This is a genomic window from Pseudorhodobacter turbinis (assembly GCF_005234135.1).
GTDB classification, from domain to species: domain Bacteria; phylum Pseudomonadota; class Alphaproteobacteria; order Rhodobacterales; family Rhodobacteraceae; genus Pseudorhodobacter; species Pseudorhodobacter turbinis.
Window position 1 is genome coordinate 127,280 of sequence record NZ_CP039965.1, and the last position, 21,323, is coordinate 148,602.

The 21,323-nt window shown below is 59.9% G+C and carries 28 protein-coding genes and 1 pseudogene; 21 read left to right on the forward strand and 8 right to left on the reverse strand.

Annotated features, from left to right (window positions below; translation table 11 throughout):
• Positions 1-5 precede the first annotated feature (5 nt).
• Positions 6-833, forward strand: coding sequence for a universal stress protein (locus EOK75_RS12935; protein WP_137194501.1), 828 nt, complete (start codon positions 6-8; stop codon positions 831-833).
• On the opposite strand, the gene EOK75_RS12940 is transcribed toward EOK75_RS12935, so the two are convergent.
• Together EOK75_RS12940 and cobU are read right to left on the reverse strand one after the other, a co-directional pair.
• The gene (locus EOK75_RS12940; protein ID WP_137194502.1) at positions 830-1,387 is read right to left on the reverse strand and encodes a histidine phosphatase family protein; all 558 of its coding nucleotides are present in this window, start codon (positions 1,385-1,387) and stop codon (positions 830-832) included. The two genes, EOK75_RS12935 and EOK75_RS12940, sit on opposite strands and share 4 nt — an antisense overlap.
• A complete protein-coding gene (cobU, locus tag EOK75_RS12945) occupies positions 1,384-1,914 on the reverse strand; it encodes a bifunctional adenosylcobinamide kinase/adenosylcobinamide-phosphate guanylyltransferase (RefSeq protein ID WP_137194503.1) in 531 nt (176 codons plus the stop codon). Before cobU ends, EOK75_RS12940 begins: the two co-directional genes overlap by 4 nt.
• A gap of 62 nt (positions 1,915-1,976) precedes the next feature.
• Here cobU and EOK75_RS12950 point away from each other — a divergent pair, with 62 nt between their 5' ends.
• From EOK75_RS12950 to EOK75_RS21410, 6 genes and pseudogenes are all read left to right on the forward strand, one after another.
• Complete coding sequence (locus EOK75_RS12950) at positions 1,977-2,852, forward strand: RNA polymerase factor sigma-32 (RefSeq protein ID WP_137194504.1); 876 nt, start codon at positions 1,977-1,979, stop codon at positions 2,850-2,852.
• On the forward strand, positions 2,852-3,670 hold the full coding sequence (locus tag EOK75_RS12955) for a ChaN family lipoprotein (protein WP_137194505.1): 819 nt from the start codon (positions 2,852-2,854) through the stop codon (positions 3,668-3,670). Before EOK75_RS12950 ends, EOK75_RS12955 begins: the two co-directional genes overlap by 1 nt.
• Before the next feature lie 91 nt (positions 3,671-3,761).
• On the forward strand, positions 3,762-4,958 hold the full coding sequence (gene coaBC, locus EOK75_RS12960) for a bifunctional phosphopantothenoylcysteine decarboxylase/phosphopantothenate--cysteine ligase CoaBC (RefSeq protein WP_137194506.1): 1,197 nt from the start codon (positions 3,762-3,764) through the stop codon (positions 4,956-4,958).
• A 69-nt stretch (positions 4,959-5,027) separates the two neighbouring features.
• Positions 5,028-5,483 carry a dUTP diphosphatase gene (gene dut, locus EOK75_RS12965; RefSeq protein ID WP_137194507.1) on the forward strand — a complete coding sequence of 152 codons (456 nt, stop codon included), beginning with the start codon at positions 5,028-5,030 and terminating at the stop codon, positions 5,481-5,483.
• Between the two features lie 57 nt (positions 5,484-5,540).
• Positions 5,541-6,593, forward strand: coding sequence for a HesA/MoeB/ThiF family protein (locus tag EOK75_RS12970; RefSeq protein WP_137194508.1), 1,053 nt, complete (start codon positions 5,541-5,543; stop codon positions 6,591-6,593).
• Positions 6,594-6,721: 128 nt separating this feature from the next.
• Positions 6,722-7,082 (forward strand): annotated as a pseudogene (locus EOK75_RS21410) (transporter substrate-binding domain-containing protein); the annotation flags it as partial.
• 266 nt (positions 7,083-7,348) lie between these two features.
• Here the strand turns inward: EOK75_RS21410 and EOK75_RS12980 are convergent.
• Positions 7,349-8,245 (reverse strand): DMT family transporter, encoded by an 897-nt coding sequence (locus EOK75_RS12980; protein WP_137194509.1) that lies wholly within the window; start codon positions 8,243-8,245, stop codon positions 7,349-7,351.
• Complete coding sequence (locus EOK75_RS12985; RefSeq protein ID WP_137194510.1) at positions 8,233-9,111, reverse strand: LysR family transcriptional regulator; 879 nt, start codon at positions 9,109-9,111, stop codon at positions 8,233-8,235. The genes EOK75_RS12980 and EOK75_RS12985 overlap by 13 nt, the downstream gene beginning before the upstream one ends.
• 267 nt (positions 9,112-9,378) lie before the next feature.
• Here EOK75_RS12985 and ffh point away from each other — a divergent pair, with 267 nt between their 5' ends.
• From ffh to EOK75_RS13030, 9 genes are all read left to right on the forward strand, one after another.
• Positions 9,379-10,878, forward strand: coding sequence for a signal recognition particle protein (ffh, locus tag EOK75_RS12990; protein ID WP_137194511.1), 1,500 nt, complete (start codon positions 9,379-9,381; stop codon positions 10,876-10,878).
• Between the two features lie 11 nt (positions 10,879-10,889).
• The gene (locus tag EOK75_RS12995; protein ID WP_137194512.1) at positions 10,890-11,186 is read left to right on the forward strand and encodes a chorismate mutase; all 297 of its coding nucleotides are present in this window, start codon (positions 10,890-10,892) and stop codon (positions 11,184-11,186) included.
• Positions 11,187-11,239: 53 nt separating this feature from the next.
• Positions 11,240-11,608, forward strand: a complete 369-nt coding sequence (rpsP, locus tag EOK75_RS13000; RefSeq protein ID WP_137194513.1) for a 30S ribosomal protein S16 — start codon at positions 11,240-11,242, stop codon at positions 11,606-11,608.
• A 15-nt stretch (positions 11,609-11,623) separates the two neighbouring features.
• The gene (bluB, locus tag EOK75_RS13005; RefSeq protein ID WP_276612538.1) at positions 11,624-12,256 is read left to right on the forward strand and encodes a 5,6-dimethylbenzimidazole synthase; all 633 of its coding nucleotides are present in this window, start codon (positions 11,624-11,626) and stop codon (positions 12,254-12,256) included.
• 2 nt (positions 12,257-12,258) lie between these two features.
• The gene (gene rimM / locus EOK75_RS13010) at positions 12,259-12,771 is read left to right on the forward strand and encodes a ribosome maturation factor RimM (protein ID WP_137194514.1); all 513 of its coding nucleotides are present in this window, start codon (positions 12,259-12,261) and stop codon (positions 12,769-12,771) included.
• Positions 12,771-13,616: a tRNA (guanosine(37)-N1)-methyltransferase TrmD gene (gene trmD / locus EOK75_RS13015; RefSeq protein WP_420821943.1), complete on the forward strand. Its 846-nt coding sequence runs from the start codon at positions 12,771-12,773 to the stop codon at positions 13,614-13,616. Before rimM ends, trmD begins: the two co-directional genes overlap by 1 nt.
• A gap of 49 nt (positions 13,617-13,665) precedes the next feature.
• Positions 13,666-14,052, forward strand: coding sequence for a 50S ribosomal protein L19 (rplS, locus tag EOK75_RS13020; RefSeq protein WP_137194515.1), 387 nt, complete (start codon positions 13,666-13,668; stop codon positions 14,050-14,052).
• Positions 14,052-14,273 (forward strand): 50S ribosomal protein L31, encoded by a 222-nt coding sequence (rpmE, locus tag EOK75_RS13025; protein WP_137194516.1) that lies wholly within the window; start codon positions 14,052-14,054, stop codon positions 14,271-14,273. Before rplS ends, rpmE begins: the two co-directional genes overlap by 1 nt.
• A 223-nt stretch (positions 14,274-14,496) precedes the next feature.
• On the forward strand, positions 14,497-15,306 hold the full coding sequence (locus tag EOK75_RS13030) for a division plane positioning ATPase MipZ (RefSeq protein WP_137194517.1): 810 nt from the start codon (positions 14,497-14,499) through the stop codon (positions 15,304-15,306).
• A gap of 244 nt (positions 15,307-15,550) precedes the next feature.
• On the opposite strand, the gene EOK75_RS13035 is transcribed toward EOK75_RS13030, so the two are convergent.
• Positions 15,551-15,895 carry an ArsR/SmtB family transcription factor gene (locus EOK75_RS13035; RefSeq protein ID WP_137194518.1) on the reverse strand — a complete coding sequence of 115 codons (345 nt, stop codon included), beginning with the start codon at positions 15,893-15,895 and terminating at the stop codon, positions 15,551-15,553.
• Between the two features lie 229 nt (positions 15,896-16,124).
• Here EOK75_RS13035 and EOK75_RS13040 point away from each other — a divergent pair, with 229 nt between their 5' ends.
• From EOK75_RS13040 to EOK75_RS13060, 5 genes are all read left to right on the forward strand, one after another.
• The gene (locus EOK75_RS13040) at positions 16,125-16,472 is read left to right on the forward strand and encodes an AtpZ/AtpI family protein (protein ID WP_137194519.1); all 348 of its coding nucleotides are present in this window, start codon (positions 16,125-16,127) and stop codon (positions 16,470-16,472) included.
• On the forward strand, positions 16,465-17,214 hold the full coding sequence (locus EOK75_RS13045) for a F0F1 ATP synthase subunit A (protein WP_137194520.1): 750 nt from the start codon (positions 16,465-16,467) through the stop codon (positions 17,212-17,214). The genes EOK75_RS13040 and EOK75_RS13045 overlap by 8 nt, the downstream gene beginning before the upstream one ends.
• 44 nt (positions 17,215-17,258) lie before the next feature.
• Entirely contained in the window at positions 17,259-17,495 is a 237-nt protein-coding gene (locus tag EOK75_RS13050) for a F0F1 ATP synthase subunit C (protein WP_050527757.1), read from the forward strand.
• A gap of 75 nt (positions 17,496-17,570) precedes the next feature.
• Positions 17,571-18,125 (forward strand): F0F1 ATP synthase subunit B', encoded by a 555-nt coding sequence (locus EOK75_RS13055; RefSeq protein WP_137194521.1) that lies wholly within the window; start codon positions 17,571-17,573, stop codon positions 18,123-18,125.
• Positions 18,126-18,129: 4 nt separating this feature from the next.
• Positions 18,130-18,684 (forward strand): F0F1 ATP synthase subunit B, encoded by a 555-nt coding sequence (locus tag EOK75_RS13060; protein ID WP_137194522.1) that lies wholly within the window; start codon positions 18,130-18,132, stop codon positions 18,682-18,684.
• 58 nt (positions 18,685-18,742) lie between these two features.
• Here EOK75_RS13060 and EOK75_RS13065 read toward each other — a convergent pair whose 3' ends face one another.
• The 3 genes from EOK75_RS13065 to EOK75_RS13075 form a co-directional block, all read right to left on the reverse strand.
• Positions 18,743-19,516: a FadR/GntR family transcriptional regulator gene (locus EOK75_RS13065; RefSeq protein ID WP_137194523.1), complete on the reverse strand. Its 774-nt coding sequence runs from the start codon at positions 19,514-19,516 to the stop codon at positions 18,743-18,745.
• 108 nt (positions 19,517-19,624) lie between these two features.
• Positions 19,625-20,275, reverse strand: a complete 651-nt coding sequence (locus tag EOK75_RS13070; RefSeq protein WP_137194524.1) for a YiaD family glycine zipper/OmpA-like lipoprotein — start codon at positions 20,273-20,275, stop codon at positions 19,625-19,627.
• 107 nt (positions 20,276-20,382) lie between these two features.
• A complete protein-coding gene (locus tag EOK75_RS13075; protein WP_137194525.1) occupies positions 20,383-21,249 on the reverse strand; it encodes a methylated-DNA--[protein]-cysteine S-methyltransferase in 867 nt (288 codons plus the stop codon).
• Between the last annotated feature and the right edge of the window lie 74 nt (positions 21,250-21,323).

Consider the following 21,323-nt stretch of genomic DNA (forward strand, 5'->3'; position numbering starts at 1 on the left):
ACAGTATGAAGATCATCGCTTTGGTTGACGGTTCTGCCTATGCCCGTTCGGTTTGCGAGCTGGCAGGCTGGACCGCTGTGCGGCTGGAGGCCCGCGTCGAGGCGCTGCATGTTTTGGGCCGCCGCGAGGCTGGCGAGCAGGATTTATCCGGCGCCATTCGCCTAGGCGCCAGAACCGCCCTGCTCGAGGAATTGGCAGAGCTGGACGCCGCGCGCTCCAAGCTGATTACGCAAAAGGGCCGCGCCATTTTGGAGGATGCCAAGGCCGTTTTGGCCGCCGCCGGTGTGGCCGAGGTATCGACTCGCATGCGTCATGGCGACCTTCTGGAGGAAATGGGCAGCGACAGCGATTTGATCGTGGTTGGAAAACGCGGTGAGGCGGCTGATTTCGCGAAGGGTCATCTTGGCTCTAACCTGGAACGAATCGTGCGTGGGGCGAAGGTTCCGGTTTTGGTGGCCGCGCGTGCCTTTGCGCCGGTGGCCCGTGTGCTGGTGGCCTTTGATGGCGGGCCTTCTGCGCGCCGTGCGGTTGACTATATCGCCGGTTCGCCGCTTTTTAGCGGCGCGGAAGTGGTTGTTGTCAGCGTGGGCGAAGGCACTGCCGCCGGTCTGGAAGATGCCAAGACGCAACTGACCGCTGCCGGTTTAAATGTCGAGGTGCGGCAACTGCCGGGGCAGCCGGAGAAAGTGCTGTCCAAGATGGTAGAGGAAGAGGGCTTTGGGATGTTGGTCATGGGCGCTTATGGCCACAGCCGCATCCGCAGCCTGATCATCGGCTCTACCACCACCGAGATGATCCGGTCGTGCAAAGTGCCGGTGATGTTGCTGCGCTAGGGCAGGTGGTTGATCCGCCCCGCAGACCAAGCGCCGTCAAAGGTGATTTGGGTGACGGAAAGCGGGTCGATCTTATGGGCAAAAGCGTCATAGGCGCTGATGCCCAAGGCGCGCTGCACTTGGGTCAGGATAACGCCGAAATGGGCGACAATGATGATATCTTGGTGCCCCGTCAGCCTGTCCACGGCCCTGTTCACACGGGCGCAAACCGTGTTCCAGCTTTCGCCTCCCGGGGGTGCGATATCGCCCGGTTCCTCCCAATAGCGGCGGATATGGGCTTGGTCCGTGACCTCGGTTGCGCGCTGTAACTCCCACGCGCCAAAGTTGATTTCACGCAGGTCGGGATCATGCGGCAAGCGCCGCCGCGCGCCGATGATCGCATCCGCCGTGGCTGCCGCCCGCGACAGCGTCGATGAAATGACCGGTGCCTGCGGCAGATAACTTGACAGGCGCGCAAGGGCGGCGGTATCGGACAGGTCGGCAGGCAGATCGGACCAGCCGACCATGACGCGTGCATGGGTCGGCCCGTGCCGGACCCAGTGAAACCGGGTCATAGCGTGCCTTTCAAAACCAGCGGCAGCCCCGAGACCACGGCAACCACCAGCCCCGCCTGCGTGGCAAGATCTTGGTTTAGCCGCCCTTGGGCATCGCGAAACTGCCGCGCCAGCGCATTATCCGGCACGATGGACCAGCCCAGCTCATTTGTAACGATCACCACTGGCGCGGGGCAGATGGCGAGGGCGGCAAGCAGGGCCTGTATCTCCGCCTCCATATCCGCCTTTTCCAGCATGAGATTGGTCAGCCACATCGTCGCGCAATCAAGCAGCACCACATCGCCCGCGCACACGTTCTGCAACGCTGTGACAACATCACGCGGGGCCTCGACCGTATGCCAATCCGGCCCGCGGCTGGTTCTATGGGCGTCGATTTTGGCGCGCATCTCGTCATCCCAAACCTGCGCCGTCGCAAGATAAACCTGCCGCAGGCCGGAGCCTGTGACCAGCTCCTCGGCAAAGCGGGATTTTCCCGATTTTGCGCCGCCTGTCACCAAGCTGAGCGGGGGCAGGTTTTTTTGCGTCATGAAGTTTGATCCAATCGGGATGTCGCTGCGTATTGGTTACGATAGCAGCAGGGGGCAGAAAGATGGCACAGGCTGGATATAGCGATCAAACCATGTCGCGCCAAGCGATGAAGGCAGAGTTGTTGGACGCAGAAACCGAATTGCGCCTTGCCTATGCGTGGCGTGATCAGCGCGATGAGGCGGCGCTGCACCGTTTGATCACCGCCTACATGCGGCTGGCAATCAGCATGGCCGCCAAGTTTCGCCGCTACGGTGCGCCGATGAATGACCTGATCCAAGAGGCCTCCTTGGGCCTGATGAAGGCAGCGGACAAGTTTGACCCCGATCGTGGTCTGCGGTTTTCGACCTATGCCGTGTGGTGGATCAAGGCGAGCATTCAGGAATATGTCATGCGCAACTGGTCGATGGTGCGCACCGGCTCTACCAGCAGCCAAAAGGCGCTGTTCTTTAACCTGCGCCGGGTGCAGGCGCAGTTGGAGCGCGAGGCGGGTCAGCGCGGCGAGACATTGGACGGACATCAGCTACGTGCGCAGGTTGCCATTGAAATCGGTGTGCCGCTGAAAGATGTGGAGATGATGGATGGTCGCCTCGGCGGCTCTGACTTTTCGCTTAACGCGACGCAATCATCCGAGGATGAGGGCCGCGAATGGATCGATGCGCTGGAAGATGACGGCGCGCAGGCCGCCGATATGGTCGAGGATAGTCACGACCGCGCCCATCTGCGCAATTGGCTGATTGAGGCGCTGTCGGGGCTAAGCCCACGTGAGCGTTTCATCGTAACGGAACGCAAGCTGCGTGAAGAAGGCCGGACGCTGGACTCCTTAGGGCAAGAGCTTGGCCTGTCCAAGGAGCGTGTCCGCCAGCTAGAGGCCGCGGCCTTTGCAAAGCTCAGACGCAGCCTTGAAACCGATGCGCGAGAGGTGCATAACTTTCTGTAATGACACATGCTTTCCGCCTGATCCTTGCAATCTGCGCTCTTTGGGGCGGCATGGCCTGTGGGCAGGCGGTAACCCCTGCCGATCTACCCGCCACAGCCCCCGCCGATATCGTGATCATTGGTGAGTTGCACGACAACCCGCTGCATCACCTGACCCAAGCGGAACTGGTTGCGCGTTGGTCGCCTGCGGCCTTGGTGTTTGAGATGCTTACGCCCGCGCAGGCTGCTGCATCTGTGGGGCGAGACCGCCAAGACGCCGTTGCAATGGCGGATGCGCTGGCGTGGGGTGGCACTGGTTGGCCGGATTACAGCCTTTACCATCCGATCTTCGCGGCCTCTGGGGCGGCACAGATTTATGGTGCCGCACTGGACCGTTCCGATGTGCGCCGCGCCATGACTCAAGGTGCGGCTGCGGTATTTGGCGCAGAGGCGGCGGGTTTTGGTCTGGATATGCCCCTGCCCGTGGCGGAACAATCCGCGCGTGAGGCAGATCAGATGGCGGCCCATTGTGATGCGCTGCCACCCGAGATGTTGCCGGGCATGGTCGCGGCCCAACGTCTGCGCGATGCCGCATTCGCCCGTACCGCGCTAGAAGCCTTGGCCGAGACCGGCGGGCCGGTGGTTGTCATCACCGGCTCTGGTCATGCAGACAAGCAGCGCGGCATACCGGCAGCACTGGCCAAAGCCGCGCCGCAAGCATCGCTGTTCAGCATCGGCCAAACCGAATCCGACCCCGGCGTAGATGCCCCCTATGACGCGTGGATCATTTCCGATCCCACCCCGCGCGAAGATCCCTGTGCGGCTTTTGCCAAGCCATAGGGGTTTTGCGCCCAGCTGTTTCGAAAACCGTTCACCTTGGCCGAAAAACCGGATAGCCTTGCGCGGGAAACCAAAGGGATAAGGGGGCGGTATGCTGTCAAACAAGCGCATTTTACTTGTGATCGGCGGCGGAATCTCTGCCTTCAAATCGCTTGATCTCATCCGCAGGCTGCGTGAACGCGGCGCAAGCGTTACCCCCGTGCTGACCCGCGCGGGTGAGCAATTCGTGACCCCGCTTTCGGTTGCGGCCCTTTCGGGGTCCAAGCTGTACCGTGATCTTTTTGATCTGACCGAAGAGGCCGAGATGGGGCATATCCAACTGTCGCGCTCTGCCGATCTGATCGTGGTGGCCCCTGCGACGGCGGATCTGATGGCAAAGATGGCGCATGGCCGTGCCGATGATCTGGCCTCGACGCTTTTGCTGGCCACGGATACGCCGGTTTTGCTGGCGCCTGCGATGAATGTGCGGATGTGGGACCATCCTGCAACCCAGCGCAATATTGCCACGCTGCGCGGGGATGGGATCCGTTTTGTCGGGCCGAATGAAGGCGATATGGCCTGCGGCGAATATGGCCCCGGTCGTATGGCTGAACCGATGGAGATTCTGGCCGCGATCGAGGCGGGCTTTGCCAAAGGGCCGCTTGCGGGTCGGCATGTTCTGGTCACCTCTGGCCCGACGCATGAGCCGATTGATCCGGTGCGCTATATCGCCAACCGGTCCTCGGGGGCGCAGGGCACGGCGATTGCCGCCGCCCTGCGGGATCTGGGCGCACGTGTGACCTTTGTCACCGGACCGGCCAGCGTGCCACCGCCCGGCGGTGTGGATGTGGTGCGGGTAGAAACCGCCGCCCAGATGCTCGGCGCGGTCGAGGCGGCCTTGCCCGCAGAGGCGGCGATCTTTGCGGCGGCGGTGGCCGATTGGCGGGTGATGAATGCGGCCACCTCCAAGATGAAAAAGGACGGGTCGGGCAAGGCCCCCGCAATGGAGTTCGCGCAAAACCCCGATATTCTGGCGCAGGTCTCGGGGTTGGCACAGGGGCGCCCCGCGCTTGTCGTGGGGTTTGCCGCCGAAACCGATGATGTGATCGCCAATGCGACGGCCAAGCGGTTGCGCAAGGGCTGTGACTGGATCGTGGCGAATGATGTATCCCCCGTGACGGGGATCATGGGGGGCGCGGAAAACGCGGTGACGGTGATTTCGGGTGACGGCGCAGAGAGCTGGCCCCGCATGGGCAAAGCCGCCGTGGCGCAGCGTCTGGCCGCGAAAATCGCCGAGGCACTGGCCTAGGCCTGTTGCTTGCTTGAAACCGGCAGGGTCGGGCCCTAAGAACAGCGCAAATCCATAGGAGAGCGAATAATGCAGATCAAAGTGTTGGATGCGCGGTTGCATGACTGGGGCCTGCCACGGTTCCAGACCGAGGGCGCGGCGGGGGTGGACCTTTTTGCCTGCGTTGAGGATGTTGTGCAGATTGAGGCCCAAGCCCCTGCGATCCTTATCAAATCCGGCATTTCGATTTCATTCGGGGATCCGTCGGTTGCGGGGCTGGTGCTGCCCAGATCGGGTGCGGGGCATAAAAAGGGGTTGGTGCTTGGCAATACCGTTGGCCTGATTGACCCCGATTATTCGGGTGAGATCATGATGAGCGTCTGGAACCGCAATCCGGTCGGCTCTGCTCCGATCGAGGTGCGCGCGGGCGACCGGATCGGCCAGTTGGTCTTTGTGCCCGTTGTCAGGCCGTCGTTTGAGGTCGTCGAGGAATTTACCGAGCAAACCATCCGCGGAGCAGGCGGTTTCGGGTCCACCGGAAGCTGATCCGATGTGCAGCGGCGCGCCAGTTTCGCATATTGAGCCCTTTGGGGGGGCGCCGCGATGATCGGCATTTTGGGCTTCCTTGTTTTGTTTGTGGCGGGGCGTTTTAGGGCAGCGCGGTTGATGGCCGTGCTGGCGCTGTTCTGGTGGGGGATCTTGGTGCTTGCCCATGCGCCACTGTTGCCGCAGCCCAATGTGGCGGCAGATTTTCTTGGCGGCAGTTTTATCGCATGGCTGTTGGCGGGCATGATTGCCGGGCCGGTTCTGGCCTACCGCTATGGCTTGCAAGCGCTGCGCCGCAAAGCGGTGGCGCGGGATACGCCCGCCCCGCAATCCGGCGCGTTCCGTCCTGTGGAGCTGGAACGCTATGCCCGCCATATCATGCTGCGCGAGATTGGCGGGACGGGGCAGAAGCGGCTCAAAGAGGCGCGGGTTCTGGTGGTCGGGGCCGGCGGGCTGGGCAGTCCTGTGTTGCTTTATCTGGCGGGCTCGGGGGTTGGGCATATCGGGGTGATCGATGATGATGTGGTCGAAAATACTAACCTGCAACGGCAGGTGATCCATACCGACGCCCGCATCGGCATGTCCAAGGTGCAATCCGCACTTGTGGCGATGCGCGCACTGAACCCTTTTGTGGATTTGCAGGCGTATCACCAGCGTTTGGGTGCGGATACGGATCTTTTGGCGGGCTATGACCTGATCCTTGACGGGACCGATAATTTCGACACGCGCTATCTGGTGAACCGTCTGTGTGTGGCGGCGGGCAGGCCCTTGATTGCGGCGGCCATAACCCAATGGGAGGGGCAGATCAGCCTTTATGATCCGGCCCATGGCGGGCCCTGTTTCGAATGCGTCTTTTCGACCCGCCCCGCCGAGGGCATGGTCCCAAGCTGTGCCGAGGCAGGTGTGGCCGCGCCCTTGCCCGGTGTGATGGGGTCGATGATGGCGATGGAGGCGGTCAAGGCGCTGACGGGCGCGGGCGAGGGGCTGCGTGGCCGCCTGATGATCTATGACGGGCTTTACGCCGAGACGCGGGTGATCGGGACCAAAGCGCGCCCCGACTGCCCTGTTTGCGGCGCTGCATCCGCTGGACATCCCCAGCCCAACCGCTAATTCGAAACCGAACCTGTAACAAAAAGCCCGTTCTCGGAAACTGGCCGCGATCCTTGGCCTGCTGGCCGGTCTTGCCGCGCCTGCCTTTGCTGCCGGATCTGGCGTGCAAGGAAATTGCAGTGGTCACGGAAAAGGCCGATTTCTTGGATGTCTATATGCGCTTGGAAATGGTGATGCTGGTGCGCGGCGATGAGGCGAATCCGCGGATCAAGATGTTTGCGACCTTTGGCGCAGGGGGGCAGGCGCTGCGCCAAAGGCGATGTCGATCTGGCACTGACCGATAGCACCGGCGGCACGGGCTATGTCGTGGCAAGCGAGGGTAGGATGAAGATCGTGGGCGAGAAACTTGGCGCCGAGGATTTCGGTTTTATTTTCCTGAAAGGGTCCGATCTGGTGGGGCCAGTCAATGCCGCGATTGCCCAGATCCAGGCCGATGGCACGATGGATATGCTGAACAAGAAATGGTCCGTTGATTTCAGCTTTGGCGGCTATTTGTTTTGGGAAGTGGTGTCGGATGATCTTTATTCGGATATCTTGCGAACCCTGTCCAAGGGCATCTGGACGACCGTGTTGGTGATGGGTGTGGGCTTTAGCATGTCCGTGCTGAGGGTGACCGATATCCCCCAGCTTGGCAAAGTGACGACGGCGGGGAATTTTCGCTATTTCGAGACCTATAACGTCGTAGCGCTGGTCTATTTGACGATGACGCTTTTGCTACGGCAGTTGGAAAAGCGGATGCGTCTGGGGCAGGAGCGTTAATCCTCTAGCAGCAGATAGAGCGCAAGGATGGTCATCGCGATACCGGCTAGAATACCCAAAGGCGGTACTCCGCGCCCCAATGCGATTTCCCATAAGATCACCCATGTGGGCGTCAGATAGGTATAGGCCATCACCTTGGCCGAGGGCAGGCGCATCGCGGCGTATTGCAACAAAACAAAGGTTATCGCGCTGGCGGCAACCGAGACATAGGCCAGCGTGATCCAGACAATGGCGGGCATCGCGCGCCAGTCCGTCGCCATGATCGCAGGCCAGGACCAGAGTGCCAGCAGCACGGTTCCCGCGACCATCATGCCAAAGCTGAACACGATGGCAGGCTCCCCCCGATTAAGCTTTCGGACCATCGGCGCATAAAGTGCATGGGCCGCGCAGCCCCAGAAATAAATCACCTCTCCCTTGCCGATCTGCATATCCATCAACGCATGCCAATCGGCGCGAAAGATCACCCAAGCCGCGCCCGCTGCGCCAATGGCCAGTGCAAGCGCCATGCGCGCCGTGGTGATCTGGCGCAGCAGCAGCCAGCCAAAGCCTGCGGCCATAAGCGGGGTCAGGGTGAACACTGCCGATGCGGAAACGGGGGCGGCTGTTTTCAGCCCCTCGAACATCATCACAAAGTAAAGCGCCAGCAAGGCCCCCAGCACCAAATAGCGCCAAGGGGCCACAAAGGCGCTGCGCGAAATGCCGGTGGTGGCAAGGGCCGCCGCCCCGACAATCGCCCCCGCAACCGCAAAACGCAGCGTGGTCAGGGCGGCCGGATCGACAAAGGGTGCAGCCATGGCCCCAAGCGAGAACGACCCCGCGACCAACGCCGAAAACCCCAGCATCGCAAGATGGCCGCGCAGGGCCTCGGCCCTTGGGGTCCCTATTGTGGCCATCCGAGGGCTGCCTCTTTCAGGTGGGATAGGAACCGCTGTATCTTCAAGCTGCGGTGAAGATCGATATGGGTGACCAGCCACAGGCGCACCGTCCATTCTGGGCGGGGGGGCATGACCTCTATCAGATCGGGTTGGCTGCTGGCAGCAACCCGTGAAACAAAGCCGATCCCTGCACCGGCACCGATTGCCTGATACATCGCCGCGGGATCCGAGGCGCGAAACCGCAGCGCGGGGGCGGGCGTCACCCGCTGCAGCCATTGGGAATAGGGCGCGCGGCTGCTGGTCTCATCGCTGACAACAAAGTGGTGGCGGTCCAGATCGGCATCGCTTTCGGGTAGGCCCTTGGCGGCCGCATATCCGGCCGAGGCATAAAGCCCGTGGCGCAGGTCAATAAAGGGTTGCACGACGTAATCGGGCTGTGATGGCGCGGTTCCGGCCCGCACGGCAACATGGGCCTCGCCGTAATCAAGCCTGAACAGGCGTTGGCCGGTCAAAAACCGCAGGGTCACATCGGGATAAAGGTCTTGGAAATCCACCATGCTTTGCACCATCTGCACCGAGATATCCGCGAGAGAGGTGATCGCGAGATCGCCGCTGACGGTTTCCCCCTTGCCGCGAATGCGGTTGGCAAGCTGGGCGAACTGATCCTCGGTGGTTTGGGCCACGGTCAGCAAGTCACGCCCAGCCTCGGTGGTGGCATAGCCGCGGGCATGGCGGTGAAACAGCTTTTCGCCCAACTGCTTTTCCAGCGCGTCGATATGGCGGATGACGGTGGCATGATGCACGCCCAAAACCTCTGCCGCGCCAGAGACGGTGCCGACGCGCGCGACGTGATAGGCGGTTCTAATCTCGTCCCAATTGTTCAAATCGAAGGCCTTTGTTGTGCATGCGGTTTGGCGCAGACTAACGCGCCTTTGCGGGCAGGACAAAGCCAAAACGTGAAACGCTTGACTCTGGGGGCGGGCGCGCATATCAGCATGGCAATCCCCGGAGGTGTATAGCTTCCGGTCCCTTGGCTTTTGCCGGGATCGCCATCCGTCAGCGCGTTGCGCCCACGGGTGCCGCCTTGCATTGGCTTTTTCGCCGCCGGTCTGTATATCGGCCTTTTGCAACAGCCTGACGGAGGGCAGCCCATGTTCGAGAACCTATCAGAACGCCTCGGCAGTGTCTTTGACCGGCTGACCAAGCAGGGCGCCCTGACGGATGATGATGTCGCGACCGCCCTGCGCGAAGTGCGTGTGGCCTTTCTGGAGGCTGACGTTTCGCTGGCCGTTGCGCGTGACTTTGTGGCCAAGGTGCAGGCAAAGGCATCGGGCCAGCAGGTCACCAAATCGGTGACGCCGGGCCAGCAGGTTGTGAAAATCGTCCACGACGAGCTGATCAAGGTTCTGGCGGGCGAAGGCGAAGCGGATGCGCTGAAAATCGACAACCCGCCTGCGACGATCCTGATGGTGGGTTTGCAAGGCTCGGGTAAGACGACGACGACCGCGAAACTGGCAAAACGCTTGAAAGAGCGGATGGGCAAGCGGGTGCTGATTGCCTCGCTCGATACCAACCGTCCCGCCGCGATGGAGCAGTTGGCGATTTTGGCCACGCAAGTCGGCGTTGACAGCTTGCCGATCGTCAAGGGCCAGACGGCCGTGCAGATCGCCAAGCGGGCCAAGACGCAAGCGGCGATGGGCGGCTATGATGTGGTGTTCCTCGATACCGCGGGCCGTTTGCACATCGACCAAGTGTTGATGGACGAAATTCAAGCCGTTCGCGATATTGCCGAACCGCGTGAGACCTTGCTGGTTGTCGATGGTTTGACGGGCCAAGACGCTGTGAATGTGGCCACCGAATTTGACGGCAAGGTTGGTATTTCCGGCGTTGTCCTGACACGGATGGATGGTGACGGGCGCGGTGGTGCGGCGCTTTCGATGCGGGCCGTGACCGGCAAGCCGATCCGTTTTGTCGGTCTTGGCGAAAAGATGGACGCGCTGGAAACCTTTGAGGCAGAGCGCGTCGCGGGCCGAATTCTTGGCATGGGCGACATCGTTGCCCTCGTCGAAAAGGCGCAAGAAACCTTTGAGGCCGAAGCCGCCGAGCGTATGGCCAAGCGTTTTGCCAAGGGTCTGTTCAACATGAACGACCTGCGCAGCCAGTTGGAGCAGATGCTCAAGATGGGCGGTATGCAGGGGCTGATGGGCATGATGCCGGGCATGGGCAAAATGGCCAAGCAGGCCGAGTCTGCGGGCTTTGACGATACCATGCTGCGCCGCCAGATCGCGCTGATCAGCTCGATGACCAAGAAAGAACGCGCCAACCCCGCCCTGCTGGCCGCCAGCCGCAAGAAACGTATCGCGAAGGGTGCGGGGCTTGAGGTGCAGGAATTGAACCGTTTGCTGAAACAGCACAAGCAAATGGCCGATATGATGAAGAAAATGGGCAAGGGTGGCGGCATGAAGCAGGCCATCAAGCAGATGATCGGCGGCAAGGGCTTGCCGGATCCGTCGAAGATGACGCCCGAGCAGATGGAAGAGGCCGCGCGCGGAATGCAGCAAGGGCTGGGCGGCGGCCGTGGCGGAATGCCGGGCATGGGCGGCGGTATGTCACTGCCGCCGGGCCTTTCCGGCATGATGAAAAAGAAATGAGCGGGGCGGGTATGACAACAGATGCGACCCGCGCAGAGGCGCTGCTGAAAGAGCACCGCGACAGCATTGACCGGCTGGATGCGATCTTGCTGTACACGCTGGCCGAGCGATTCAAACAGACGCAAGCCGTGGGCAAGCTGAAGGCGGAACATGACCTGCCGCCCTCGGATCCCAGCCGCGAAGCGCGCCAGATCGACCGGTTGGAGCGGCTTTCAAAAGAGGCCGATCTCGACCCCGAATTTGCCAAAAAATTCCTGACCTTCATTATATCGGAAGTTATCAGGCATCACGAAAACCTACAGAAATAACCAAAGATATCCGGGCCTTTTCCGGAATGATAAAAACCTAAGGAGACGACAAAATGTCCATGAAAATCCGTTTGGCCCGTGGTGGTTCCAAGAAGCGCCCGCATTATGCAATCGTCGCAACCGACAGCCGTATGCCACGCGATGGCCGCTTCCTTGAAAAGCTGGGCACTTACAACCCGCTTTTGGCCAAAGACAGCGAAGAGCGCGTGAAAATGAACATGGAGCGCGTGCAGTACTGGTTGGGCCAAGGCGCACAGCCTACCGACCGCGTTGCACGTTTTCTGGAAGCTGCTGGCCTTCGTGAAAAGAAAGTCCGCAACAACCCTAAATCGGCTGTTCCCGGCAAGCGTATGACCGAATTGACTGCTAAGAAAGCAGCACGTGACGCGGCTCCGGCAGAAGCTGCTGCTGACGCGGAATAAGCGGCGGCCTGCCTCGTGCAAGGTCAATATGACAAGGCCTTTCAGGCCGAGTTACGCGATTTGATGCGGTGGCGGCGCGATGTGCGCCGCTTTCGTACAGATCCGGTTGAGGCAGCGGTTTTGGACCGCTGCCTTTCTGCCTTCTCACTGGCGCCCTCGGTCGGCTTGTCCGAACCATGGCGCGTGATCGCGGTTGAAAGCGATGCAGCCCGTGCCGCAGCATTGGCCAATTTCGAGGTTGCAAACGCCGAGGCATTGGCGGGTTATAGTACTGAGAAGGCCAAGCTTTATGCAGGCTTGAAGCTGTCGGGTATGCGAGAGGCCCCTGTGCATCTGGCGGTGTTCAGCGATGACGGCACGGCCAAGGGGGCAGGGCTTGGGGCAAAGACGATGCCCGAAACCCGTGCCTATTCGGTGGTCGGGGCGATCACCCTGTTCTGGCTTGCGGCACGCGCCGAGGGCCTGGGCATCGGTTGGGTCTCTATTCTGGACCCTGTGCAACTGGCGCAGGATCTGGATGTTCCAGACGATTGGCGCTTGATCGGATATCTCTGTGTCGGCTGGCCCGAGGCTGAGGCACAAACACCGGAATTGGAACGCGCGGGCTGGGAACAGCGCAGCCCCGCCTTGTTTTTGGAGCGGCGATAATCATGAAACCTGATCCCTCAAATCAGATATGTGTGGGCGCGATTTCCGGCTCTTACGGGGTGCGCGGCGAGGTGCGGCTGAAAAGCTTTTGCGCGGAGCCGACGGCAATTGCCGATTACGGCCTGCTTTATACCGAAGACGGTGCGCAAAGCTATAAAATCACGCTGACGCGTCCGGTGGCAGGCGGTCTTGGCGCGCGGATTTCGGGCGTGAACACCAAAGAGGAGGCGGACGCGCTGAAGGGCATCAGCCTTTTTGTCAGCCGTGACAATTTGCCGAGCCTGCCGGATGATGAATTTTATCACACCGACCTGATTGGCTTGGAAGTGCGCGATACCGGCGGGGTCTTGCTGGGCAAGGTGACTTCGGTTCACAATCACGGCGCGGGGGACTTGCTGGAAATCGGTGGTGCTGGCCATGCGTCGCGGCTGTTGCCCTTTACCATGGCGACGGTGCCGACGGTCGATATGGCCACGCGCCGCATTGTTGTGGACCCGCCCGAGGGGCTGGATTGATGCCGGATGACAGTTCCAAGTCCGGGCGCATGAAATCCCACGGCCGGATTTCCGTCGGGGCCAACCTGAAGCCGCGCGACCTGATGGCCGATGTGCAGCTTGCGGGCGCATGGCGGGCCAAGGTCGTGACGCTGTTCCCAGAGGCGTTTCCCGGTGTCTTGGGCCTGTCGCTGACGGGCAAGGCTTTGGATATGGGGCTTTGGGCCTTGGAGACTATCGATTTGCGCCCCTTTGGCATGGGCCGGCACATGAATGTCGATGATACCCCTGCAGGCGGCGGCGCGGGCATGGTCTTACGAGCCGATGTTGTGGGTGCTGCCTTGGACCAAGCGGCCGAGGGCACCCCGCAAGACCGCGCCGAATGGCCAGTGATCTATCTTTCGCCGCGTGGCAAACCCTTTGATCAGGCGATGGCGCAGCGCTTTTCGACGGCCAAGGGCATGACCTTGCTTTGTGGCCGGTTTGAGGGTGTAGACGAACGGATTTTACACCATTATGATGTAGAAGAGGTGTCATTGGGCGATTTTGTCTTGACGGGAGGCGAGATTGCCGCGACAGCCTTGCTAGATGCGACCGTGCGGCTTATACCGCGCGTGCTTGGGAATCAAACGTCCACCGAAGAGGAGAGCTTTTCGGACGGATTGTTGGAGTTCCCGCAGTTTACGAAACCCGCCGTTTGGAATGGGCTCGCGATACCGGAAGTACTTCAGTCCGGACATCACGGGAAAATTGCTGACTGGCGGCGGGCAATGGCCGAAAGGCTGACAAAGGAACGCAGGCCTGATCTCTGGCGGGCTTATTGTGCAAGACACAATAGGGACCCGGTTGAAGACCAAGAGCAATAGGGCAGCACCACCATCACGGGCAAACCGTGAGCATATGAAAGGAACAGGTATGAACCTGCTCGCAATTATCGAGGCGGAACAAATCGCCGCCCTCGGCAAGACCATCCCGGACTTCAAGGCCGGCGACACCATTCGTGTCGGCTATAAAGTGACCGAGGGCACGCGTTCGCGCGTTCAGAATTATGAGGGCGTTTGCATTTCACGTCGCGGGGGCTCCACTTTGGCTGCATCCTTCACCGTGCGCAAAATCTCTTTCGGTGAAGGCGTGGAACGTGTGTTCCCGCTGTATTCCACCAACATCGACAGCATCGAAGTTGTGCGTCGTGGCCGTGTTCGCCGCGCCAAGCTTTACTATCTTCGTGATCGTCGCGGCAAATCGGCACGGATCGTGGAAGACACCAATTACAAAGCGCCTAAAGCAAAAGGAGCGAAATAATGAGAGATGGCATCCACCCCGATTACCACATGATCGAAGTCAAAATGACGGACGGCTCTGTGTTTCAGACCCGCACCACTTGGGGCAAAGAAGGCGAGCAGATGGCGTTGGATATCGACCCGCTTGCACACCCAGCATGGACGGGCGGCAACTCCCGCCTGATGGATACTGGCGGCCGTGTGTCGAAGTTCAAAAACAAATACGCAGGTCTTGGCTTCTGAGCCAACCCTATTGTGGTTTGATATTACGCCGTCCCTTCCGGGGGCGGCGTTTTTTATTTCCCAAGACCTGATTTTCGCTATGCGTGTGCGCCTTCAGACGCGGCCCGATTGGCAACAACACGGGAAAGAGGGCGGAAATTAACCAAAAGAGGGCTTCCCCTTTGCGCGTCACATTGTCATTACAAAGGGGACACAGGGCCACTTTGGGCAAGGCAGGATCAGCATGGTGCATATTATCGTTGTCGGAAATGAAAAGGGCGGGTCGGGGAAATCCACCACCTCTATGCATGTGGCGACGGCTTTGGTGCGCATGGGGCACCGCGTTGGCGCCTTGGACCTTGATCTGCGGCAGCGCACCTTTGGCCGATACGTTGAGAACCGGCTGGCCTATCTGGAGCGGACCGGGCTGAACCTGCCATCGCCCGATTACCGGACCCTTCCCGAGGTTTCGGCAGAAGATCTTGGGCAGGGGGAGAACGCCTATGATGCGCGGCTTTCGGCGGCTGTCAGTGCCTTGGGCGCGGTGTCGGATTTCATCATCATCGACTGCCCCGGATCACATACCCGCCTAAGTCAGGTTGCCCACAGCCTTGCGGATACTTTGGTGACCCCGCTGAATGACAGTTTTATCGATTTTGATTTGCTGGCGCGGATTGATGCGGAAACCGGCAAGGTGATCGGCCCGTCTATCTATTCCGAGATGGTGTGGCAGGCCCGCCAGTTGCGGGCACAGGCAGGGTTGAAGCCGATTGACTGGCTGGTCGTGCGCAACCGTCTTGGGGCGCAAAACATGCATAACAAGAAAAAGGTTGGCGCCGCGCTAGAGGAGTTGTCGCGTCGTATCGGCTTTCGTGTTGCCCCCGGCTTTTCCGAGCGGGTCATTTTCCGAGAGCTGTTTCCCCGTGGCCTGACCTTGTTGGATCTGAAAGATACTGGCGTGGATCAGCTGAATATGTCCAACCTCGCCGCGCGCCAGGAGCTGCGTGACCTCTTGGCCGAGCTTAGGCTGCCCGGCGTAACGGTAGAGTTTTGAACAGATTGAACAGTGGCGAGGGGCGATGACATTCTCTATCGAGCCGCGCCAGCCGTTCTAGTAAGATATCCTCTTGCATGGGGGCGGAGCGCTGGCTGAAGGCGATGAGGTCGCTTAAAGATTTCATGATGTCCGCTCCGATCCACGATGTTTTCCTGAAACCAGATTTACCGTGAATTTGGGCGGGAATATGGCCTGGATTGGAAATCACTAAGCCGGAGTTGTGGCGTTTTAGTATAAACGTTTAGGAAGGGCTGTCGTCGGGGTCGGCATTTAGCTCGACAGCCAAAAAACGTTCAAAGGCATCGAGATTGACGGGTTCAAACTGGCCAAATCCCTGCATCCAGACCGAGCTGCCGCGCAGCGCATCAGGTTCAAGTTTGCACCACTTCACACGACCACGTTTTTCCTGACTTATCAGCTTGGCATCGGCCAACACTTGCAGATGTTTTGAGATTGCCGCCAAAGACATCGTAAAAGGGGCTGCGACATCGGTCACGGCCATATCATCCTCTAGCAGCATCGACAGGATCGCGCGGCGGGTGGGGTCGGCCAAAGCGGCGAATGTGGCGTCCAGATCTGCGGTCATGCAAAAGCTTGTGCATCGCATGGCGGCAATCGTCAACCATTTGGTTGAATATGAAATTTGGCGTGGGCCTGTGCCAAAACCCGTAAAATCATTTGCGCAGGCTCGGGTGCCTTGGTGTATTTACTGCAAAAACAACAGGTTGTGATGATGGCTTCTCGGCGGATGCTTGCTTGACTCGGGGGGGCTGTCTGCGTAGGTATGGCGCGAACGTTCAAGGGGCGTCCTTACCATGACGGAAGAACCCGATACCGCGCGCTTGAAGGCCCTGGAGGCCAGAATTGCCGCGATCAAGGGGAAGCCGGGTAAAGATAAAACCGAGAGCGGCAAGGCATTTTCGCAGAGTGAAATGGCCTGGAGGATGGTGCTCGAATTGGTGTCCGGCATGTTGCTGGGTTTGTCGATCGGGTTCGGGTTGGATTATGTCTTTGACATGCAGCCGCTCTTCTTGGTGATTTTTGCGCTGCTGGGTTTTGTGGCGGGGGTGCGGACCATGTTACGGACTGCGCAAACCATGCACGCAAAGCATGATACACAACAGGCGGTAACGCCGATAAAGAACGAGGGCGACAATGGCTGAGGAAGGCGCAAGCGGTTTCCAGATTCACCCGATGGATCAGTTCATCGTGAAACCGCTGTTTGGCGGCGATCATATCGCTTGGTATACGATCACCAACGTAACCCTGTGGATGGCAATTGCTGTTGTGGCCATTGCCGCGATGCTGATGCTTGGCACCCGTCGCCGCGCTATCGTGCCATCGCGCAGCCAGTCGGTTGCCGAGATGATCTACGGTTTCGTGTACAACATGGTCGAAGAGGTGACGGGCCGCGAGGGGGTTAAATACTTCCCCTACGTGTTGACGTTGTTCCTGTTTATCCTGTTCTCCAACCTGCTCGGCCTCTTGCCGACAGCCTTCACCACGACCAGCCATATCGCCGTGACGATCGTCCTTGCGATGTTGGTGTTCCTTGGGGTGACCGTCCTTGGTTTCGTCAAGCACGGTATCGGGTTCTTGGGCATGTTCTGGGTGTCTTCGGCGCCCTTGGCGATCCGTCCAGTCCTGGCTGTGATCGAGGTTATTTCCTATTTCGTCCGTCCGGTTTCCCACTCCATTCGTTTGGCGGGCAACCTTATGGCGGGCCATGCCGTGGTCAAAGTGATCGCCGGCTTTGCAACGCTGGTTGTGGCCTCTCCGGTCGTAATCGGTGCAGTAACAGCGCTTTACGGGCTGGAGCTGTTGGTGGCCTGCGTGCAGGCTTACGTCTTTACCATCCTGACCTGCGTATATCTGCGCGACGCCGTTGGCGACGTGCACCACTAAGGTCTCAATCAAACCAAACTACTATTCCATAAGGAGCAAATGCTATGGAAGGCGAACTCGCACAAATGGGTAAGTACATCGGAGCAGGCCTTGCAGCTTTCGGGCTTGGCGGCGCTGGTATCGGCGTGGGCAACATTGCAGGGAACTTCCTTGCAGGCGCTCTGCGTAACCCTTCGGCTGCTGCCGGTCAGACTGCAACACTGTTCGTCGGCATCGCATTCGCCGAAGCACTGGGCATCTTCTCGTTCCTGATCGCCCTGCTGCTGATGTTTGCGGTCTGATCCACGCTTTCGTGACCTTTCGGCCGGACGGGATTTCCCCGCCCGGCCAAGTCTTGAGGATGCTGGAGAAACGACATGGCGACTGAAGTGCTTGACGCTGCAGCAGCAGCCCACGAGGCGGGCCACACGGCCGAAACCTCCTCCGGCATGCCGCAGCTTGATATTACGACTTGGGACAACCAGATCTTCTGGCTCTTGGTGTCCTTGGTTGCAATCTACCTGATCGTGACCCGTGTGGCTGTGCCACGCATCGGGGCGGTTTTGGCTGAACGCCGTGGTACGATCACCAATGATCTGGCCGCCGCGGAAGAGCTGAAGCTGAAAGCGAATGAGGCAGAAACTGCTTATAACAAGGCGCTTGCCGCCGCACGGGAAGAGGCTTCAAAGATTGTTGCCGCTGCCCGTATGGACATAGAAGCGGATCTGGCGAAAGCCACCGCCAAAGCCGACGCCGATATTGAAGCGAAGACCGCTGTCTCTGAAAAGCGGATCGCGGAGATTCGTGAAGGGGCTATGGAAAGCGTGACCGAAGTGGCCAAAGATACCGCCAAAGAGCTGGTTGCAGTTCTGGGTGGTAAGGCGGATGCTCGGGCAATCAATGCGGCTGTGTCCGCGCGTTTGAAAGGATAATGCCATGAAAAAGCTGATCCTTTTGGCAAGCGCCACCGCCACACCGGCCCTTGCGGCCTCTGGCCCGTTCTTCTCGCTTGGCAATACCGACTTTATCGTGACGGTTGCCTTTATCTTGTTCATCGGTGTGCTGCTGAAATTCGGCGTACCGGGCATGGTGACCGGACTTCTGGACAAGCGTGCAGAGCAGATCAAAGCCGATCTGGATGAGGCCCGCGCGTTGCGCGAAGAGGCCAAAGCCATTCTGGCAAGCTATGAGCGCAAGAAGAAAGAAGTGCAGGAGCAGTCCGATCGTATCGTTGCCTCTGCCAAGGAAGAAGCGGTTGCTGCGGCGGAACAAGCCAAGGTTGACCTTGCGAATTCCATTGCCCGGCGTCTTGCCGGTGCAGAGGACCGGATTGCCTCGGCTGAAGCCGGTGCTATTCGGGCCGTGCGCGAGCATGCGGTTACGGTTGCAATTGCAGCGGCAAGCGATGTGCTGGCCAAGCAAGCGACACCGGAAACTGTATCTGCCTCGGTGGATGATGCGATCAAACAGGTTGGCGCAAAAATGCACTAACCGGTTTCTATCGGATCAAATTCTAGAAAGCCCGGCATGAGTGCCGGGCTTTTCAGTTTCAAGGGCCGCGTGTAAGCTCATGACCCAGCCGTTGCTGTGCAATTGCTTCATGGCGTTCAGCCTTTAGCTGTTCGGTCAGCGCCGTTTCCACAAAGTCGAGATGTGTATCTATCGCTGCGCGAGCGGCGGCAGGGTCACGCGATTGTAGCGCCGCATTGATCGCGCGATGTTGGTCAAGCAGCATGCTGCGGGTCGTCCGGTTGCGGAACATCATTTGCCGATTGTAGAACACGCCTTGTTTCAAAAGATCATACATCGACCGCATCATATGCAGCATGATGACGTTATGGCTGGCCTCGATGATCGCCATATGAAACCCCGCATCCAGCTCCGCCTCCTCCGCAGAGGCGCGTTTGGTATGGGCAGCCTCCATCCGGGCAAAAATCGTGCCGATCACCTGCAAGTCTGTATCAGACGCCAGCTTTGCGGCGCGTTCGGCGGCCAGCCCCTCCATATCACGGCGAAAGGCAAGGTAATCGAAAACCGATTCCTCATGGCGGGCAAAGAGCTTTATCAGCGCATCGGAAAACGCAGAGCCCAGAACCTCGGCCACGAAGATCCCTGATCCGGGGCGGCTGGTCAAAAGCCCGCGGGCCTGAAGATCGGCAATCGCATCACGCAGGCTGGGACGGGATACATTCAGCCGTTCCGAGAGGTCCCTTTCGGGGGGGAGGCGGTCGCCCGGCCGCAGAATGCCGCGTAAGATTAGCTGCTCAATCTGGCGGATAACGGCGGCAGAGAGCTTTTCGGCGTGGACTGGTTGAAAGGGCATAGACGCCTCCGGCATGAATTGGTTAGATTCTATGACCGCAGCGACGGATCCTCAACACTAAAAAAGGGCGGGGATGAACCCGCCCTTTCTGCATCCATTCCCAAAAGATCAGTTCGGGCGGATGATGATTTCCACGCGGCGGTTTTGCGCGCGACCCGCATCGGAGAGGTTGGAAGCAATCGGCTGATCCTCGCCACGACCAAAGGCTACGATGCGCGCGCCGGGCACACCATTGACCTGCAAGATCGAGGAAACGGCAGCGGCGCGGCGCTGCGACAGCTGCTGGTTATAGGCAGCAGCACCGGTGTTATCGGTATGGCCGATCACCTGCACGGTGGTGTTTGGGTAGCTGAGCAGGCTGCGCGCCACGGCTTGCAAGTCGCGGGTCAGGTCGCTGCGCAATGTGGCACTATCGGTAGCAAAGAGGATGTCTTGCGGCAGGTTCACCACCAGCTCATTGCCGGTGTTGGTTACGGACACGCGGTCGTTGCCGATGGTGTTGCGCAGATCTGCGGCTTGCGCATCCAGTTGCGACCCGATCGCCCCGCCAAGCAAAGCGCCGACGCCAGCCCCAAGGGCGGCTTTGGCCAGCTTGTTGTCACCATTGCTGGAGGCGCCAAGCGCGCCGCCGATCAGCGCACCGGCTGTGGCACCCGTACGGGAGCGGCGGTTTTCCTCGGTGGTGGGGGTGGGGGCAACGCAGGCAGCAAGTGTCATTGCCGACAGGGTCAACAGGATAATTGGTGTTCTGATCGTCATTTCATGCCTCATCTTATTGGCCCCGTAAAAGGGAGCATGGACCTTTATACACTCGAACGTGGCATGCTGCATCTGGTTCCACGCGGCTTTAGGCGGAAACTGGCCAGTTAGCCGTCTATTGCCGTAGTTTCGTGATCGGCCCGCGCGCCCTCCCACGCCAGCAATGCGCGTTTGACCGGCAGGCCCCAGTGATAGCCCCCCAAAGCACCGGATTTTCGCAGGGCGCGGTGGCAGGGGATCAGCCAGCTAACCGGGTTGCGCCCCACGGCTGTGCCAACTGCGCGAACGGCCTTGGGGTGGCCGATTGCGGCGGCAATCTCGGAATAACTGGTGACATGGCCCGAAGGAATGCGCATCAAGGCCTCCCATACTTTGATCTGGAACGGCGCGCCGATCATGTAGATCGGGGCTTTGTCCGCGCTTGGGGTGGCCCCGAAGGCGGTCTGCACCCAAGGGCGCAGCATCGCGTCATCTTGCCGGAACGCGGCCTTGGGCCAGCGAGAGGTCAGATCCTGCATCGTCGCGGCCTCTGTGGTTTCGGCGGAGAACCCGATGCCGCATATGCCCTTTTCGGTGCCCATAACCAATGCGGGGCCAAAGGGGCTGTCAAACCAACCCCAGCGGATTATCAGCCCCGCGCCGCCACTGGCATATTCGCCGGGGGTCATCGCCTCCCACCGCAGGAAAAGATCGTGCAGGCGGCTGGTGCCGGACAGATTGGTGGCCATGCTGGTTTCCAGAACTGTGAAGCGATCCGCCAACAGGCGGCGGGCGTGATCCAGCGTCAGATATTGCTGATACCGCTTGGGCGAAACGCCGACCCATTGCGAGAACAACCTTTGGAAATGTGCCGCACTCATCCCCATTTCAGCGGCAAGCGCGTCAAGCTGAAGGGGGGCGCCATGGGCATCAATCGCCGCAATCGCGCGGCGCATGACGTTAAAATGATAGCTGTTGCCTTGATCGTTTGACATGATGCCGCTCCCTTTGCCCCAGCTTAACCTTCGTGGGGCGGTTTCACGACCCGTTTCCTGCACAAAACCGGCCC

What these genes read in the sequence shown, in the direction of transcription:
- EOK75_RS12935 (WP_137194501.1), top strand. Translation starts at nt 6, where the DNA reads ATGAAGATCATCGCTTTGGTTGACGGTTCTGCCTATGCCCGTTCGGTT.
- EOK75_RS12940 (WP_137194502.1), bottom strand. Translation starts at nt 1,387, where the DNA reads ATGACCCGGTTTCACTGGGTCCGGCACGGGCCGACCCATGCACGCGTC.
- cobU (WP_137194503.1), bottom strand. Translation starts at nt 1,914, where the DNA reads ATGACGCAAAAAAACCTGCCCCCGCTCAGCTTGGTGACAGGCGGCGCA.
- EOK75_RS12950 (WP_137194504.1), top strand. Translation starts at nt 1,977, where the DNA reads ATGGCACAGGCTGGATATAGCGATCAAACCATGTCGCGCCAAGCGATG.
- EOK75_RS12955 (WP_137194505.1), top strand. Translation starts at nt 2,852, where the DNA reads ATGACACATGCTTTCCGCCTGATCCTTGCAATCTGCGCTCTTTGGGGC.
- coaBC (WP_137194506.1), top strand. Translation starts at nt 3,762, where the DNA reads ATGCTGTCAAACAAGCGCATTTTACTTGTGATCGGCGGCGGAATCTCT.
- dut (WP_137194507.1), top strand. Translation starts at nt 5,028, where the DNA reads ATGCAGATCAAAGTGTTGGATGCGCGGTTGCATGACTGGGGCCTGCCA.
- EOK75_RS12970 (WP_137194508.1), top strand. Translation starts at nt 5,541, where the DNA reads ATGATCGGCATTTTGGGCTTCCTTGTTTTGTTTGTGGCGGGGCGTTTT.
- EOK75_RS12980 (WP_137194509.1), bottom strand. Translation starts at nt 8,245, where the DNA reads ATGGCCACAATAGGGACCCCAAGGGCCGAGGCCCTGCGCGGCCATCTT.
- ffh (WP_137194511.1), top strand. Translation starts at nt 9,379, where the DNA reads ATGTTCGAGAACCTATCAGAACGCCTCGGCAGTGTCTTTGACCGGCTG.
- EOK75_RS12995 (WP_137194512.1), top strand. Translation starts at nt 10,890, where the DNA reads ATGACAACAGATGCGACCCGCGCAGAGGCGCTGCTGAAAGAGCACCGC.
- rpsP (WP_137194513.1), top strand. Translation starts at nt 11,240, where the DNA reads ATGTCCATGAAAATCCGTTTGGCCCGTGGTGGTTCCAAGAAGCGCCCG.
- rimM (WP_137194514.1), top strand. Translation starts at nt 12,259, where the DNA reads ATGAAACCTGATCCCTCAAATCAGATATGTGTGGGCGCGATTTCCGGC.
- trmD (WP_420821943.1), top strand. Translation starts at nt 12,771, where the DNA reads ATGCCGGATGACAGTTCCAAGTCCGGGCGCATGAAATCCCACGGCCGG.
- rplS (WP_137194515.1), top strand. Translation starts at nt 13,666, where the DNA reads ATGAACCTGCTCGCAATTATCGAGGCGGAACAAATCGCCGCCCTCGGC.
- rpmE (WP_137194516.1), top strand. Translation starts at nt 14,052, where the DNA reads ATGAGAGATGGCATCCACCCCGATTACCACATGATCGAAGTCAAAATG.
- EOK75_RS13030 (WP_137194517.1), top strand. Translation starts at nt 14,497, where the DNA reads ATGGTGCATATTATCGTTGTCGGAAATGAAAAGGGCGGGTCGGGGAAA.
- EOK75_RS13035 (WP_137194518.1), bottom strand. Translation starts at nt 15,895, where the DNA reads ATGACCGCAGATCTGGACGCCACATTCGCCGCTTTGGCCGACCCCACC.
- EOK75_RS13040 (WP_137194519.1), top strand. Translation starts at nt 16,125, where the DNA reads ATGACGGAAGAACCCGATACCGCGCGCTTGAAGGCCCTGGAGGCCAGA.
- EOK75_RS13045 (WP_137194520.1), top strand. Translation starts at nt 16,465, where the DNA reads ATGGCTGAGGAAGGCGCAAGCGGTTTCCAGATTCACCCGATGGATCAG.
- EOK75_RS13050 (WP_050527757.1), top strand. Translation starts at nt 17,259, where the DNA reads ATGGAAGGCGAACTCGCACAAATGGGTAAGTACATCGGAGCAGGCCTT.
- EOK75_RS13055 (WP_137194521.1), top strand. Translation starts at nt 17,571, where the DNA reads ATGGCGACTGAAGTGCTTGACGCTGCAGCAGCAGCCCACGAGGCGGGC.
- EOK75_RS13060 (WP_137194522.1), top strand. Translation starts at nt 18,130, where the DNA reads ATGAAAAAGCTGATCCTTTTGGCAAGCGCCACCGCCACACCGGCCCTT.
- EOK75_RS13065 (WP_137194523.1), bottom strand. Translation starts at nt 19,516, where the DNA reads ATGCCCTTTCAACCAGTCCACGCCGAAAAGCTCTCTGCCGCCGTTATC.
- EOK75_RS13070 (WP_137194524.1), bottom strand. Translation starts at nt 20,275, where the DNA reads ATGACGATCAGAACACCAATTATCCTGTTGACCCTGTCGGCAATGACA.
- EOK75_RS13075 (WP_137194525.1), bottom strand. Translation starts at nt 21,249, where the DNA reads ATGTCAAACGATCAAGGCAACAGCTATCATTTTAACGTCATGCGCCGC.